Source organism: Xanthomonas prunicola, from assembly GCF_025266575.1.
GTDB lineage: Bacteria > Pseudomonadota > Gammaproteobacteria > Xanthomonadales > Xanthomonadaceae > Xanthomonas > Xanthomonas prunicola.
Genome location: NZ_CP096142.1, coordinates 1,438,335 through 1,450,769 on the forward strand (window position 1 = coordinate 1,438,335; position 12,435 = coordinate 1,450,769).

Below are 12,435 nucleotides of genomic sequence, written 5' to 3' on the forward strand. Positions count from 1 at the left end.
CCGATTACTCCTCTACGCTGCCGCCGGCAGCTTCGATTGCTGCCTTGGCGCCTGCGGTAGCCGCAAGGCCCTTCAGCACGAACTTCTTGCTCAACTCGCCCTTCAGCACGATCTTCGCCTTCTTGGCGCGGCTCGGGACCAGATTGGCCGCGCGCAGCGCTGCAAAGTCGACATCACCGGCATCCAGCTTATCCAGCTGGTAGGACAACACTTCCGCGGTGTCGCGCGCCATCTTGGAGCGGAAACCGATCTTCGGCAGACGGCGCTGCATCGGGGTCTGGCCGCCTTCGAAGCCGGCCTTGATCTTGCCGCCGCCCTTACGAGCGAACGAACCCTTGTGACCGCGACCAGCGGTCTTGCCGAGGCCAGAACCGATACCACGACCGACGCGAGTGCGCTCGGTACGGGCACCGTCGGCCGGCTTGAGGTCATTAAGACGCAGAGTCATGGGATTACTCCTCAACCTTGACGAGGTAGTGAACCGTATTGATCAGACCACGCACCTGCGGGCTGTCTTTCAGTTCACGCACATCGTTGAGCTTATTCAGGCCCAACGCACGCACCGACAGACGGTGACGCGACTGGGTTCCACGCAGGCCACGCACCAGGCGCACCTTTACGGTCTTGTTGGTGTCCTTAGCCATGGTTGAGCTCCTCCACCTTCTTGCCGCGCTTGGCCGCAACACGCGCCGGCGACTGCACTTCCGACAGACCCTTCAGGGTTGCACGTACCAGGTTGATCGGGTTACGCGAACCAACTGCCTTGGCCAGCACATTCTTGACGCCAACCGCTTCCAGCACAGCGCGCATGGCGCCGCCTGCGATGACGCCCGTACCTTCTGAAGCCGGCTGCATGTAAACGCGTGCTGCGCCATGACCCGACTTGACGGCATGCCACAAGGTGCCGTTATTCAGATCGACCGTGGCCAGGTTCTTACGCGCCTGCTCCATCGACTTTTGGATGGCGACCGGCACTTCGCGCGCCTTGCCATACCCGAAACCAACCTTGCCCAGACCATCGCCGACCACGGTCAGCGCAGTGAAGGTGAACTGGCGACCACCCTTAACCGTCTTGCTGACGCGATTGACCGCGACCAGCTTTTCGATCATGCCATCGTCGACTTTTTCTTCGCGGTTACGGTCGCGATCACGACCCCGCGGTGCGCGTTCTTCTGCCATCTTGATTCCTTGATTGATTGAGTATGTACGGCTCGAAGCCGCTTATGGTTGTGGAGTCACGCTGTGTTCCCGGCACCGTTGCAAAAGAACGGGACGGTCCGGCATCTCCCTGCCGGCGGTATCGCGGATGTGGTCGATGACCACATCCGCAGCAGTGCTTAGAACTGCAGGCCGCCTTCGCGCGCTGCATCAGCGAGCGCCTTGATGCGGCCGTGGTAGCGGTAGCCCGAGCGGTCGAATGCGACCTTCTCGATGCCCGCGGCCTTGGCGCGCTCGGCGATCAGCTTGCCGACCTTGACGGCCGCATCGCTGTTCTTGCCGTTCTTCAGACCGTCCTTGACGTCGGCCTGCAGGGTGTTCGCAGCAGCGATCACCTTGGAGCCGTCGGCAGTGAAGACCTGTGCGTACAGATGCTGACCGGTGCGCAGCACCGACAGACGGGCGACGCCCAGCTCACGGATGTGCGAGCGGGTGGACTTGGCGCGACGCAGACGGGCGATGTTCTTGTTGATGCTCATGATATTTATCCTACGGAAGCTGAAGGAAAGCAGGCTTTTGCATCGAAAAGTCCGGCCATGGATGGCCGGGCTCCTAGCAGAGGGACCTGCGTTACGCCTTCTTGGCTTCCTTGCGAATGATGACTTCACCGGCGTACTTCACACCCTTGCCCTTGTAGGGCTCCGGCGGACGGAAACCGCGAATCTTGGCGGCGACTTCGCCGACGCGCTGCTTGTCGGCGCCCTGAACCACGATTTCGGTCTGGGTCGGAGTCGACAGCGTGATGCCTTCCGGCGCCACGAACACCAGCGGGTGCGAGAAACCGAGCGCCAGGCTCAGGTCCTTGCCCTGCATGGCGGCACGGTAACCGACGCCGACCAGCTCGAGCTTGCGCTCGAAGCCTTCGGACACGCCCTTGACCATATTGGCCAGGATGGCGCGCACGGTGCCGGTGATGGCGATCTGCGACGGTTCGTTGGCCGACAGCGTGGCAACGTCGCCGTCAACGGCGATTTCGACGCCAACCGGCTTCGGCAGGGTCAGGGTGCCCTTCGGGCCCTTGACGCTGACCAGCTCGGGCTGGACCTTGAGTTCAACACCCTTCGGAAGGGAGACAGGCTTCTTGGCTACACGGGACATGATCGATTCCTTCCCTTAGGCCACGAAGCACAGAACTTCACCACCAACGCCGGCTTCGCGAGCCTGCGCATCGGTCATGATGCCCTTCGACGTGGAGATGATGGCGATACCCAGGCCACCGAGGACCTTGGGCAGCTCGGTCTTGCCGCGGTACTGACGCAGACCCGAGCGCGAGAAACGCTTCAGGGTCTCGATCACCGGACGGCCTTCGAAATACTTCAGCACGATTTCCAGCTCCGACTTGTTGTTTTCGGTCGCCGTAACGCGCAGGTCGGTGATGTAACCCTCGTCCTTCAGGACTTGGGCGATCGCGACCTTAATCTTGGACGACGGCAATTTCACCGTCTGCTTACCAACCGCGGCCGCATTCTTGATGCGAACCAGCAGGTCGGCGATGGGATCAGTCATGCTCATGTGAGTACCTTTGAGTGCACCGATATCCGCTTTCGCGAAAATCTTGTGTTTTCCTGGGGACGGGCCAGGACCCTTCACGCCATGCCAGGCCCGTACGGGCAAGACAGAAGCGGGAGTATACGACAAAAGAGCCCGACTTGCGTCGGACTCCCGTGTTGAACAGAACAATCCTGTTCAAATCCGGCCGCGGACGGCCGGGATGCTGTTACCAGCTTGCCTTACGCAGGCCCGGAACGTCACCGTTCATCGTGGCTTTGCGCAGCATGTTGCGACCCAGACCGAACTTGCGGTAGACACCGCGCGGACGGCCGGACAGCTCACAACGGTTGCGGTGGCGGCTCGGCGACGAATCGCGCGGCAGCTTCTGCAACTTGGTCGACGCATCGATCTTCTCTTCGTAGGACGCATCCTGACTGGAGAGGATCTTCTTCAGCGCATCACGCTTGCCGGCAAATTTCTTCGCCAGCTTTGCACGCTTGATGTCGCGGTGGATCATGGAGGTCTTTGCCATTTCGGATGTCCTCGACGGTCAGTTACGGAACGGGAACTTGAACGCTGCCAGCAGCGCCTTCGCTTCCGCATCCGTCTTGGCGGTGGTGGTGATGGCGATATCCATACCGCGAATCGCGTCGACGGCGTCGAAGTCGATTTCCGGGAAGATGATCTGTTCCTTCACACCCATGTTGAAGTTGCCACGACCGTCGAAGGAGCGACCGGACACACCACGGAAGTCGCGCACGCGCGGCAACGAGATGTTGATCAGGCGATCCAGGAATTCGTACATCTTGGCGCGACGCAAGGTGGTCTTGCAGCCGATCGGCCAACCGTCACGAATCTTGAAGGATGCGACCGAGACGCGCGACTTGGTGACCACCGGCTTTTGACCGGAGATCTTGGACATGTCGGCGACCGCATTTTCCAGAATCTTCTTGTTGGTGGCGGCTTCGCCCACGCCCATATTGAGCGTGACCTTGACCAGCTTCGGCACTTCCATCGGATTGGTGTAGCCGAATTCCTTCATCAGGGCCGGCACCACGTTTTCCTTGTAAAACTTTTCGAGACGAGTGTTCATGATCTCATTCCTCAGGCGTCGAGCGCCTCACCGCTGGAGCGGAACACACGCAATTTGCGTCCATCCTCCAGCACCTTGAAGCCAACGCGCTCGCCCTTACCCGTTGCCGGGTTGACGATATTGACGTTGGAGATATGGATCGACGCTTCACGCTCGACCACGCCGCCGGCGACACCCGCCTGCGGGTTCGGCTTGGTGTGGCGCTTGATGACGTTGGCATTGGAGACGATTACGCGATCGCCGTCCACACGCACAACTTCACCCTGCTTACCCTTGTCCTTGCCGGTGTTGATGACGACCTGGTCGCCCTTCTTGATACGGTTAGCCATGTATATGTCCTCCGCTCACAGCACTTCGGGAGCGAGCGAGACGATCTTCATGAACTTCTCGGAACGCAGCTCGCGCGTCACCGGCCCGAAGATGCGGGTCCCGATCGGCTCCTGCTTATTGTTCAACAGCACAGCGGCGTTGCCATCAAAGCGGATCAGCGAACCGTCGGGACGGCGCACACCCTTGCGGGTACGCACCACGACGGCGTCGTAGACTTCGCCTTTCTTGACCTTGCCACGCGGAATGGCGTCCTTGACGGTCACCTTGATGATGTCACCAATGTGGGCGTAACGGCGCTTCGAGCCGCCCAGCACCTTGATGCACATCACTTCCTTGGCACCCGAATTGTCGGCGACATCGAGGTAGCTCTGCATCTGGATCATGATTCAGATCTCCCTTATTCGGCCGAACGGGTGACGATTTCGACCACCCGCCAGTTCTTGGTCTTGGACATCGGAGCAATCTCGGTCACACGCACGACGTCGCCTTCGTTGCAGGCATTGTCGGCGTCGTGTGCGTGGAGCTTGGACGAGCGCTTGATGTACTTTCCGTACAGAGCATGCTTGACCTGGCGCTCCACCAACACGGTGACCGTCTTGTCCATCTTGTTGCTGACGACACGGCCTTCGACCGTGCGCAGCGTTTGCTTTTCGTTGTTGTCACTCATCGCGGCCGTCCTTACTTGGTGCTGCCGAGCAGGTACTTGACGCGAGCAATCTCGCGGCGCACCCGGCGGGTATCGTGGGTCTTCGGCAGCTGGCCGGTGACCTGCTGCATACGGAGCGAGAACTGCTCCTTACGCAGATCGGTCAGGTGGGCCTTCAGTTCGTCAGCCGACTTCTCGCGGAGTTGTTTGATATCCATCAGCGCACCGTCCGGGTCACGAAAGTGGTGGTCACCGACAATTTCGCGGCGGCAAGGCGGAACGCCTCACGTGCGATATCCTCGGGAATACCCTCGATTTCATAGATCATGCGGCCCGGTTGAATCTGCGCGACCCAGTACTCCACGTTGCCCTTACCGGAGCCCATGCGGACTTCGATCGGCTTCTTGGTGATCGGCTTGTCGGGGAACACACGAATCCACATCTTGCCGCCCTTCTTGACGTGGCGGCTGATCGTACGACGTGCTGCTTCAATCTGACGCGCGGTCAGCTGACCGTGCGCGGTTGCCTTGAGGCCGTACTCGCCGAAGCTGACGGCGTTTCCGCTCCATGCCAGGCCGTCATTGCGGCCCTTGTGCATCTTGCGATATTTGGTTCGCTTGGGTTGCAACATTGCCGTTACCTCGCTTCACGAGCCGGGCGCGAAGGACGGTCACCACGGTCGCCGCGATCGTTACGATCGTTGCGCGGGCTGTCGTCCTGCTTTTCCTGGCCAACCTGAGAGAAGTCGAAGACTTCGCCCTTATAGATCCAGACCTTGATACCGATGATGCCGTACGTCGTGGACGCTTCGGCAAAACCGTAATCAATGTCGGCACGTAGCGTGTGCAGCGGCACGCGGCCTTCGCGGTACCACTCCGAACGAGCAATTTCTGCACCGTTGAGGCGGCCAGCTACATTGACCTTGATGCCCAGGGCACCCAAGCGCATCGCATTACCGACCGAGCGCTTCATTGCGCGGCGGAACATGATGCGACGCTCAAGCTGCTGCGCGATCGACTCGGCGACCAGCTGCGCATCCAGCTCCGGCTTGCGCACTTCGGTGACGTTGATGTGCGCCGGAACGCCCATCAGCTCGCTCACTTCCTTACGCAGCTTTTCGATGTCCTCGCCACGCTTGCCGATCACCACACCCGGACGGGCGGTGTGAATGGTCACGCGGGCGGTTTTGGCAGGGCGCTCGATCAAGATCTTGCTGACACCTGCCTGCGCGAGCTTCTTGCGCAGCATTTCACGCACTTTCAGGTCGGCTGCCAGATAGGCAGCGAAATCGCCCTTGTTTGCGTACCACTTGGAGTTCCAGTCTTTGGAGATACCAAGACGGATTCCAGTCGGATGAACTTTATGACCCATGGTCTTTTCCTTTCCGCTTACTTGGCGGCGCCGACAATCACAGTGATGTGACTGGTGCGCTTGAGGATGCGGGTACCGCGGCCTTTCGCCCGCGCCATGAAACGCTTCAGGGAGGGACCTTCATCAACCATGATGGTCTTGACCTTCAGCTCGTCGACATCCGCGCCCTGATTGTTCTCGGCATTGGCAATCGCCGACTCCACAACCTTTTTGATCAGGTGTGCAGCCTTTTTGTCAGAGAACTTCAGCAGATTGACCGCACGCTCGGCGGACAAACCACGCACCTGGTCAGCGACCAGGCGGGCCTTCTGCGGGGAGATGCGCGCGGTGCGCAGGATTGCTTTCGCTTCCATCGTCATCTCTCCTTACCTGCTCGACTTCTTGTCGCCACCGTGACCCTTGAAGGTCCGGGTGACGGCAAATTCGCCGAGCTTGTGGCCGACCATATTCTCGTTGACGAGCACCGGAATGTGGTTCTTGCCGTTATGCACGGCGATGGTGATGCCTACCATTTCCGGCAGGATCATCGAACGGCGCGACCAGGTCTTGATCGGCTTCTTGCTACCCGCAGCGGACTCCACCTTCTTTGCAAGGTGGTGATCGACGAACGGGCCCTTCTTAAGTGAACGTGCCATGGTCGATTAGCCCCTACGATCGCGGACGATGAACTGCTGGGTGCGCTTGTTCTTGCGCGTCTTGTAACCCTTGGTCGGAACACCCCACGGGGTGACCGGATGCGGATTACCCTGACCAGCCTTCGCTTCACCACCACCGTGCGGGTGATCGACCGGGTTCATGGCCGCACCGCGAACGGTCGGGCGAACACCGCGCCAACGCTTGGCGCCGGCCTTGCCCAACTTCTCGAGGTTGTGCTCGTCGTTGCCGACTTCGCCGATGGTGGCGCGGCACTCGACCGGCACCTTGCGCATTTCGCCCGAACGCAGACGCAGCGTGGCATAAATGCCTTCGCGAGCAACCAGCTGGACGGCTGCACCGGCTGCACGTGCGATCTGAGCGCCCTTGCCCGGCTTCAGCTCGATACCGTGAACCGTCGTACCGACCGGGATATTGCGCAGCGGCAGCGTGTTACCGGTCTTGATCGGGGCATTGGCACCGGCAATGACCTGGTCGCCCGCCTTCAGGCCCTTGGGGGCGATGATGTAGCGACGCTCGCCATCGACGTAGCACAGCAGGGCGATATGAGCGGTACGGTTCGGATCGTATTCGATCCGCTCCACACGCGCCGGAATACCTTCCTTGTTGCGCTTGAAGTCGATGATGCGATAGTGCTGCTTGTGGCCACCACCGACGTGACGCACGGTGATGCGGCCATGGTGGTTACGACCACCAGACTTGCTCTGCGAGTCGAGCAGCGCCGCGTGCGGTGCGCCCTTGTGCAGATCGGGAGTAACCACGCGCACGGCGGAACGACGGCCGGGAGAGGTGGGTTTGAACTTCATCAATGGCATGGGATGGACCTCAGGCCTTGGCCGTTACGTCGATGGACTGACCATCAACCAGGCGGACGTACGCCTTGCGCCAATTGCCACGGCTGCCAGCACGGTTACGGAAGGACTTGCTCTTGCCCTTGACGTTGACCACGTTGACTGCCTTGACCTTGACGTCGAACAGCTGCTCAACCGCGGCCTTTACATCGGCTTTGGTGGCTTCGTTCGAAACTTCGAAGACATACTGGTTGGAGATTTCCTGCAGGCGCGCGGTCTTTTCGGAGACTCGCGGAGCACGCAGCACGCTGAAGATTTTTTCGTTGCTGCTCATGCCAGCCACTCCTCGACCTTCTTGACCGCATCGGCGGTGATCACGACCGTATCGGCCCCGACCAGAGCGACCGGATCCAGACCCTGCACGTCACGCACCTGCACATACGGCAGATTGCGAGCGGACAGATACAGGTGCTCGGAAGCCTCCTCGGTGACGATCAGGGGGCGCTTGCCCACGTCCAGTCCCTTGAGCTTTTCGATCAGGCCCTTGGTCTTGGTCGCTTCGAGGTCGAACGCGTCCACGATCATCAGACGGCCCTGACGGTTCAGCTCGGAGAAGATCGCGCAGATGGCCGCACGGTACATCTTGCGGTTGACCTTCTGCTCGAAGCTGCGCGGCTTGGCCGCGAAGGTCACGCCGCCACCGACGAAGATCGGAGCCGTCAGCGCGCCATGACGCGCACCGCCACCCTTCTGCTTCTTCGACTTCTTGGTCGTGCCCGCAACTTCCGAACGCGTCTTCTGTGCCTTGGTACCGGCGCGACCGGCGTTGCGATAAGCGACGACGACCTGGTGAACCAGATCTTCGCTGAATTCGCGACCGAACACGGCATCGGAGACCGAGACCTTATTGTTGCTACCCGTGATAACGAGTTCCATCGTCATCTCTCCTTATGCCTTGCTCGCCGGACGGACGATCACGTCGCCACCAGCTGCGCCAGGCACGGCGCCGCGGATAGCAATCAGACCACGCTCGACGTCGACCTTGACCACTTCCAGGTTCTGCGTGCTTTGCTGCACGGCGCCCATGTGGCCCGACATCTTCTTACCCGGGAAAACGCGACCCGGGGTCTGGCGCTGACCCAACGAACCCGGCGCGCGATGCGACAGCGAGTTACCGTGAGTTGCATCGCCCATACGGAAGTTGTAGCGCTTGATGGTGCCCTGGAAACCCTTACCCTTAGTGACGCCCTGGACGTCGACCTTCTGGCCGACCTCGAAGATGTCCGCCTTGATTTCGCCGCCGACGGCGAAATCGCCGAGCTGGGCATCTTCAACGCGGAATTCCCACAAGCCACGACCCGCTTCCACCTTCGCCTTGGCGAAGTGACCGGCGGCCGGCTTGTTGACCAGTGCGGCGCGACGCGCGCCAACGGTAATCTGCACTGCGCTGTAACCGTCGGTTTCAACGGTCTTGATCTGCGCGATGCGGTTCGGAGTTGCTTCGATCAGCGTGACCGGTACCGAGCGGCCGTCTTCAGTGAAGACGCGACTCATACCAGCCTTGCGGCCCACGAAGCCCAACGAATATTTCTTCGTCATGGTCGTAGTCCTCAGGTCAGCTTGATCTGGACGTCGACGCCAGCCGCGAGTTCGAGCTTCATCAGCGCGTCCACGGTCTTGTCGTTCGGGTCGACGATATCGAGCACACGCTTGTGCGTGCGGGTTTCGTATTGGTCACGCGCATCCTTGTCGGCATGCGGGGATACGAGGATGGTGTAACGTTCGATCTTGGTCGGCAACGGGATCGGGCCACGCACTTGCGCGCCGGTCCGCTTAGCCGTTTCGACGATCTCGCTGGCCGAACGGTCGATCAAACGATGATCGAACGCCTTCAGCCGAATCCGGATCTTTTGCTGTTCCGACATGACGGAAGATTCCTTCATTAAAAGAGCGACGGGCAAGGCCTCTGGGATACCTGCCCCGATATTCCTGACGTTGGTGAAATCGCTGCGCATCCTGCAAGCGAGGGCATTTCCTCCGCCCAAAAACTGAGGCAGACCGGTAAACCGGCCTGCCCAGACGGAAAAGTATAGGGCGCAACAAGAGCACCGTCAACAACGCGTGAGTTGTTGAGTGCTCCATGCAACGCGACCTTCCCGGTCTGGCGAACACGAGCGGCGTCCTGCCGTTCTTTTCGCTGTATCTCAGCGCCCTACCCAGGGACACCGAGCCGCGCATTTTAGCGCCCCGCTGAGGCGCGCGCAAGCGCCGTCCCCTATCTCAACTGAGCCCATGGCGGACCCCGGCAGATGGACAGCACTCCCTGGCGCCCAACCTTCATCGCCTGGCCGATTGGATGGGTTTTCAGGCGAAAGCTGAACGTGAAATCGCTCGGCGAGGTGACATCGCCGCGCCATCGCCCCCCTCAGACATCCAGCAGGGCCGGCTGACGCCGCCGGAAATATCGCGGCAACCGGCGAAAGGCTCGCGAAAGCTGGGCCTGCCAGAGTCAGGCAGGGCAGCCTCCACCATGCTGATGAATGGTGATCACCACCGGGCCGGATCGGCGCGGCACTCATAACGGAACGATGAGATCGGGGCAGTGCGCCATGGAAGGTTCGCTTTTCCGCGCGGCAAGGTGCTCGATTCCCCCAGCCGGGCGTGGCTGGGGACAATCAGACTTGCCACTGCTGAACGACGTGCGTGTCGGCACCAGTGGCGCGGGCTCTGACAACGCGCAGACGCTGGAGAATGCCGCGATGAACGATCCCAATGTCGGCTACGTGGGAGGCCGTGCCGGCACCCCTCCGATCAAGCCCCACTGCGGCCTGGACCATGGCCAGCCGAGAAACAGGCGCCACGACGCACATGCATATCAGCGCCTTCAAGTAACCGACCTCACCTCTCCCGAGTTGGAGATGCTCCAACTCGGGAAACAATCCCCTAACGGAGATCTTCCATGAAGTTCCTCTGCCAGCCCCGCCTGTTCGTGATGCTATTTCTCACCATCGCCGCCCAAGGTTCACTGCAGGCGATGCAGCCCGCGCCATCCAATGAAGCGGAGCAGGCGCTCGCTTATGTCTTGAAGAACGACAGGGTGCTATCGAGGACCTTCGGCGCATGTCCGGGCCTCACCTTCAAGCGCACCCAGGCGAAGGCGAGCAAGGCCTTCCTCATCGAAGGGACTTGCAACATCAGGAACAACCCCGAGGAAGATGCGGACTGTCCCGCCTACCAGGTCCGCGCCACCGGGACGATCGACACGCCCACCCATTGGACAGTCCGCCAGCTGCAATTGACGCTGGTTTGCTCCGGATAAGGAGCGGCAGCGCAACGCTAACGTTGAGCGAACGGTACGTCGCTTTCCCCTGAAGAACGGACTCGCCGACGCCGCCCGCGACCTGCAATCCGCATCGACAGCCACCCCGTCTCATCGTCCTGCGACCGCCCACGACATCGACGCGGCAATGCTCTCCGAAGGCCGCTACGCATCCATACGCCGACTTGCGCATCTATCGTCTCGCTGCCTGCGCGTTACACAGCGCAGCAACAGTGACACTGAGCGCGCGCTGCTTGTTGTCGCAGCGCGCCACAGGATCGGTTGGAATGTGTGGTCAGGAGCAGTGCGACCGGATAAACCAAAGCGAGGCCGCTTTTTCGCCGCATACCTTTAAAGCTACTACGAGGCGGGGAGCGCTCCCTGCCTCGTTCTTGCACGATCCCACCATCGGAAAGTCCTCATGTCCCGGTCCTCCCTTTCGCTGTTCGGCCTGTTGCTCCTCGGCCTGGTTGCCCCGCAGTCCCACGCTGCCGGCAGCGATGGCTTGGCCTGCACGCGCGCCCTGCACCAGGCGTTAGCGACCTCCGCCAACGCAGCCACCCTGCCGGTTGCATGCACGCGCATCGGCCCGGTCGCACTTGGAATGCGCAAGCAACAAGTCCTGGCCGCGCTAGGCCAGCCGGACGTCACCCGCACCGATGCGGCAGATCCGGGCAGGCTCAGCCTGTTGTATCTCTATCCACGCGACTTCAAAGCGCAGCTGGCGCAGCATCCGCGCCCAGCCGGCACTCTCGTCCACAGCGAGCTGGCCGTCGGATTGCGCAATGACCGCGTCAGCAACCTGATTGCCTTGGCCGATCCGAAGGCGCCCCTGCCCTTCGATCTGCTCGGCCAGCCGGCCGGCACCCTTATTGACCGCATCCTTCCAGCGATCGGCGGCAACCCACAATGGAACGCCAGCCGCGATTACATCCAGTTCGCCGCGATTCCACTGGGTATGGACGTGGCCCCGGATACCTCGGCCATCGTCGGGCTGAACATCGCAACGACCAAACAGGAGTTGGACAACTTCGGCTTGCCTGGCCTGGATCTGCTCAAGGACGCAAAAAGCGGACTGGTCAACGCAGTTCGCTAACCACGACCAGCGTCTGTACGCATGCTGCGCGGCATCCTTTGCATCCGAGTCCCCACCCGCGATCGCGTCGCTGACGCGACCTGCGCAGGCAGCGTTACGGGCGACCGGACGCAGAGACTGCAGGTGGCGCAGGCACCCTCTTCCCCTGGCTACCGCCGCGGCGGCACTGGCAGCGGCTTGCATCGATCGCGAGTCAGGGGTGTCTACACAACAGGCAATGACCGGCACCAGCGGGGCGTTGCACGAATGTTGTTAGACGTCAGGGAAAATAAGACTTCCCGTTGCGGGGGACCTGCCGAGCGCTCCCGTACGTGTCGGTGCGCCCGGCCATCAGGCTCCCGGCCCAGGTGCCCCTGCGATGCATTCCTGCGCTGGTCGCAGTCCTTGACCAACGCGCGGGCAAAGAAAAAGGCCGGCTTTCGCCGA

23 protein-coding genes are annotated in these 12,435 nt (G+C 61.1%); 2 read left to right on the plus strand and 21 right to left on the minus strand.

Annotated elements, in window-relative coordinates; translation table 11 throughout:
• Positions 1–4: 4 nt before the first annotated feature.
• The 21 genes from rplO to rpsJ form a co-directional block, all read right to left on the minus strand.
• Positions 5–448 carry a 50S ribosomal protein L15 gene (gene rplO, locus M0D43_RS06130; protein WP_252163964.1) on the minus strand — a complete coding sequence of 148 codons (444 nt, stop codon included), beginning with the start codon at positions 446–448 and terminating at the stop codon, positions 5–7.
• Between the two features lie 4 nt (positions 449–452).
• Positions 453–644 carry a 50S ribosomal protein L30 gene (gene rpmD, locus M0D43_RS06135; RefSeq protein WP_003486678.1) on the minus strand — a complete coding sequence of 64 codons (192 nt, stop codon included), beginning with the start codon at positions 642–644 and terminating at the stop codon, positions 453–455.
• Entirely contained in the window at positions 637–1,179 is a 543-nt protein-coding gene (gene rpsE, locus M0D43_RS06140) for a 30S ribosomal protein S5 (RefSeq protein ID WP_003486682.1), read from the minus strand. Before rpsE ends, rpmD begins: the two co-directional genes overlap by 8 nt.
• A gap of 158 nt (positions 1,180–1,337) precedes the next feature.
• Positions 1,338–1,697 carry a 50S ribosomal protein L18 gene (rplR, locus tag M0D43_RS06145; protein WP_010371104.1) on the minus strand — a complete coding sequence of 120 codons (360 nt, stop codon included), beginning with the start codon at positions 1,695–1,697 and terminating at the stop codon, positions 1,338–1,340.
• A gap of 91 nt (positions 1,698–1,788) precedes the next feature.
• Positions 1,789–2,316 carry a 50S ribosomal protein L6 gene (rplF, locus tag M0D43_RS06150; protein WP_024938564.1) on the minus strand — a complete coding sequence of 176 codons (528 nt, stop codon included), beginning with the start codon at positions 2,314–2,316 and terminating at the stop codon, positions 1,789–1,791.
• Between the two features lie 15 nt (positions 2,317–2,331).
• Positions 2,332–2,730: a 30S ribosomal protein S8 gene (rpsH, locus tag M0D43_RS06155; RefSeq protein ID WP_010371096.1), complete on the minus strand. Its 399-nt coding sequence runs from the start codon at positions 2,728–2,730 to the stop codon at positions 2,332–2,334.
• A 205-nt stretch (positions 2,731–2,935) separates the two neighbouring features.
• Positions 2,936–3,241 carry a 30S ribosomal protein S14 gene (rpsN, locus tag M0D43_RS06160; protein WP_005917137.1) on the minus strand — a complete coding sequence of 102 codons (306 nt, stop codon included), beginning with the start codon at positions 3,239–3,241 and terminating at the stop codon, positions 2,936–2,938.
• Between the two features lie 18 nt (positions 3,242–3,259).
• On the minus strand, positions 3,260–3,802 hold the full coding sequence (gene rplE, locus M0D43_RS06165; RefSeq protein WP_010371090.1) for a 50S ribosomal protein L5: 543 nt from the start codon (positions 3,800–3,802) through the stop codon (positions 3,260–3,262).
• Positions 3,803–3,813: 11 nt separating this feature from the next.
• Positions 3,814–4,131: a 50S ribosomal protein L24 gene (rplX, locus tag M0D43_RS06170; RefSeq protein WP_003486696.1), complete on the minus strand. Its 318-nt coding sequence runs from the start codon at positions 4,129–4,131 to the stop codon at positions 3,814–3,816.
• Between the two features lie 15 nt (positions 4,132–4,146).
• Complete coding sequence (gene rplN, locus M0D43_RS06175) at positions 4,147–4,515, minus strand: 50S ribosomal protein L14 (RefSeq protein ID WP_003486699.1); 369 nt, start codon at positions 4,513–4,515, stop codon at positions 4,147–4,149.
• Between the two features lie 14 nt (positions 4,516–4,529).
• Positions 4,530–4,799 (minus strand): 30S ribosomal protein S17, encoded by a 270-nt coding sequence (gene rpsQ / locus M0D43_RS06180; protein WP_101363636.1) that lies wholly within the window; start codon positions 4,797–4,799, stop codon positions 4,530–4,532.
• A gap of 11 nt (positions 4,800–4,810) precedes the next feature.
• Positions 4,811–4,996 (minus strand): 50S ribosomal protein L29, encoded by a 186-nt coding sequence (gene rpmC, locus M0D43_RS06185; RefSeq protein ID WP_006450638.1) that lies wholly within the window; start codon positions 4,994–4,996, stop codon positions 4,811–4,813.
• Positions 4,996–5,409 (minus strand): 50S ribosomal protein L16, encoded by a 414-nt coding sequence (gene rplP / locus M0D43_RS06190; protein ID WP_011036127.1) that lies wholly within the window; start codon positions 5,407–5,409, stop codon positions 4,996–4,998. Before rplP ends, rpmC begins: the two co-directional genes overlap by 1 nt.
• A 5-nt stretch (positions 5,410–5,414) precedes the next feature.
• Entirely contained in the window at positions 5,415–6,149 is a 735-nt protein-coding gene (gene rpsC, locus M0D43_RS06195; protein WP_005993372.1) for a 30S ribosomal protein S3, read from the minus strand.
• 17 nt (positions 6,150–6,166) lie between these two features.
• Positions 6,167–6,502 (minus strand): 50S ribosomal protein L22, encoded by a 336-nt coding sequence (gene rplV, locus M0D43_RS06200; protein WP_002811686.1) that lies wholly within the window; start codon positions 6,500–6,502, stop codon positions 6,167–6,169.
• Positions 6,503–6,514: 12 nt separating this feature from the next.
• Positions 6,515–6,784, minus strand: coding sequence for a 30S ribosomal protein S19 (rpsS, locus tag M0D43_RS06205; RefSeq protein ID WP_005993369.1), 270 nt, complete (start codon positions 6,782–6,784; stop codon positions 6,515–6,517).
• 6 nt (positions 6,785–6,790) lie between these two features.
• Positions 6,791–7,618, minus strand: a complete 828-nt coding sequence (gene rplB / locus M0D43_RS06210; RefSeq protein WP_003486715.1) for a 50S ribosomal protein L2 — start codon at positions 7,616–7,618, stop codon at positions 6,791–6,793.
• A gap of 10 nt (positions 7,619–7,628) precedes the next feature.
• Entirely contained in the window at positions 7,629–7,928 is a 300-nt protein-coding gene (gene rplW / locus M0D43_RS06215) for a 50S ribosomal protein L23 (protein WP_002811694.1), read from the minus strand.
• Complete coding sequence (gene rplD, locus M0D43_RS06220; protein WP_010371054.1) at positions 7,925–8,530, minus strand: 50S ribosomal protein L4; 606 nt, start codon at positions 8,528–8,530, stop codon at positions 7,925–7,927. Before rplD ends, rplW begins: the two co-directional genes overlap by 4 nt.
• Before the next feature lie 12 nt (positions 8,531–8,542).
• The gene (gene rplC, locus M0D43_RS06225; RefSeq protein ID WP_005993363.1) at positions 8,543–9,193 is read right to left on the minus strand and encodes a 50S ribosomal protein L3; all 651 of its coding nucleotides are present in this window, start codon (positions 9,191–9,193) and stop codon (positions 8,543–8,545) included.
• A gap of 11 nt (positions 9,194–9,204) precedes the next feature.
• On the minus strand, positions 9,205–9,519 hold the full coding sequence (gene rpsJ / locus M0D43_RS06230; protein WP_101363637.1) for a 30S ribosomal protein S10: 315 nt from the start codon (positions 9,517–9,519) through the stop codon (positions 9,205–9,207).
• Positions 9,520–10,553: 1,034 nt separating this feature from the next.
• Between rpsJ and M0D43_RS06235 the strand changes: the two genes are divergently transcribed.
• Complete coding sequence (locus tag M0D43_RS06235) at positions 10,554–10,913, plus strand: hypothetical protein (protein WP_252163965.1); 360 nt, start codon at positions 10,554–10,556, stop codon at positions 10,911–10,913.
• 421 nt (positions 10,914–11,334) lie between these two features.
• The gene (locus M0D43_RS06240) at positions 11,335–12,009 is read left to right on the plus strand and encodes a secreted signal peptide protein (protein ID WP_252163966.1); all 675 of its coding nucleotides are present in this window, start codon (positions 11,335–11,337) and stop codon (positions 12,007–12,009) included.
• The last annotated feature ends 426 nt before the right edge of the window (positions 12,010–12,435 follow it).

Excerpts from the sequence above, each read along its gene's own strand:
- rplX (WP_003486696.1), bottom strand. The coding sequence starts at position 4,131 with ATGGCTAACCGTATCAAGAAGGGCGACCAGGTCGTCATCAACACCGGC.
- rplV (WP_002811686.1), bottom strand. The coding sequence starts at position 6,502 with ATGGAAGCGAAAGCAATCCTGCGCACCGCGCGCATCTCCCCGCAGAAG.
- rplN (WP_003486699.1), bottom strand. The coding sequence starts at position 4,515 with ATGATCCAGATGCAGAGCTACCTCGATGTCGCCGACAATTCGGGTGCC.
- rplO (WP_252163964.1), bottom strand. The coding sequence starts at position 448 with ATGACTCTGCGTCTTAATGACCTCAAGCCGGCCGACGGTGCCCGTACC.
- M0D43_RS06240 (WP_252163966.1), top strand. The coding sequence starts at position 11,335 with ATGTCCCGGTCCTCCCTTTCGCTGTTCGGCCTGTTGCTCCTCGGCCTG.
- rplC (WP_005993363.1), bottom strand. The coding sequence starts at position 9,193 with ATGACGAAGAAATATTCGTTGGGCTTCGTGGGCCGCAAGGCTGGTATG.
- rpmC (WP_006450638.1), bottom strand. The coding sequence starts at position 4,996 with ATGGATATCAAACAACTCCGCGAGAAGTCGGCTGACGAACTGAAGGCC.
- rplE (WP_010371090.1), bottom strand. The coding sequence starts at position 3,802 with ATGAACACTCGTCTCGAAAAGTTTTACAAGGAAAACGTGGTGCCGGCC.
- M0D43_RS06235 (WP_252163965.1), top strand. The coding sequence starts at position 10,554 with ATGAAGTTCCTCTGCCAGCCCCGCCTGTTCGTGATGCTATTTCTCACC.
- rpsE (WP_003486682.1), bottom strand. The coding sequence starts at position 1,179 with ATGGCAGAAGAACGCGCACCGCGGGGTCGTGATCGCGACCGTAACCGC.
- rpsC (WP_005993372.1), bottom strand. The coding sequence starts at position 6,149 with ATGGGTCATAAAGTTCATCCGACTGGAATCCGTCTTGGTATCTCCAAA.
- rpsH (WP_010371096.1), bottom strand. The coding sequence starts at position 2,730 with ATGAGCATGACTGATCCCATCGCCGACCTGCTGGTTCGCATCAAGAAT.
- rplR (WP_010371104.1), bottom strand. The coding sequence starts at position 1,697 with ATGAGCATCAACAAGAACATCGCCCGTCTGCGTCGCGCCAAGTCCACC.
- rpsQ (WP_101363636.1), bottom strand. The coding sequence starts at position 4,799 with ATGAGTGACAACAACGAAAAGCAAACGCTGCGCACGGTCGAAGGCCGT.
- rplB (WP_003486715.1), bottom strand. The coding sequence starts at position 7,618 with ATGCCATTGATGAAGTTCAAACCCACCTCTCCCGGCCGTCGTTCCGCC.
- rplD (WP_010371054.1), bottom strand. The coding sequence starts at position 8,530 with ATGGAACTCGTTATCACGGGTAGCAACAATAAGGTCTCGGTCTCCGAT.
- rplW (WP_002811694.1), bottom strand. The coding sequence starts at position 7,928 with ATGAGCAGCAACGAAAAAATCTTCAGCGTGCTGCGTGCTCCGCGAGTC.
- rpsJ (WP_101363637.1), bottom strand. The coding sequence starts at position 9,519 with ATGTCGGAACAGCAAAAGATCCGGATTCGGCTGAAGGCGTTCGATCAT.
- rplF (WP_024938564.1), bottom strand. The coding sequence starts at position 2,316 with ATGTCCCGTGTAGCCAAGAAGCCTGTCTCCCTTCCGAAGGGTGTTGAA.
- rpmD (WP_003486678.1), bottom strand. The coding sequence starts at position 644 with ATGGCTAAGGACACCAACAAGACCGTAAAGGTGCGCCTGGTGCGTGGC.
- rpsS (WP_005993369.1), bottom strand. The coding sequence starts at position 6,784 with ATGGCACGTTCACTTAAGAAGGGCCCGTTCGTCGATCACCACCTTGCA.
- rpsN (WP_005917137.1), bottom strand. The coding sequence starts at position 3,241 with ATGGCAAAGACCTCCATGATCCACCGCGACATCAAGCGTGCAAAGCTG.
- rplP (WP_011036127.1), bottom strand. The coding sequence starts at position 5,409 with ATGTTGCAACCCAAGCGAACCAAATATCGCAAGATGCACAAGGGCCGC.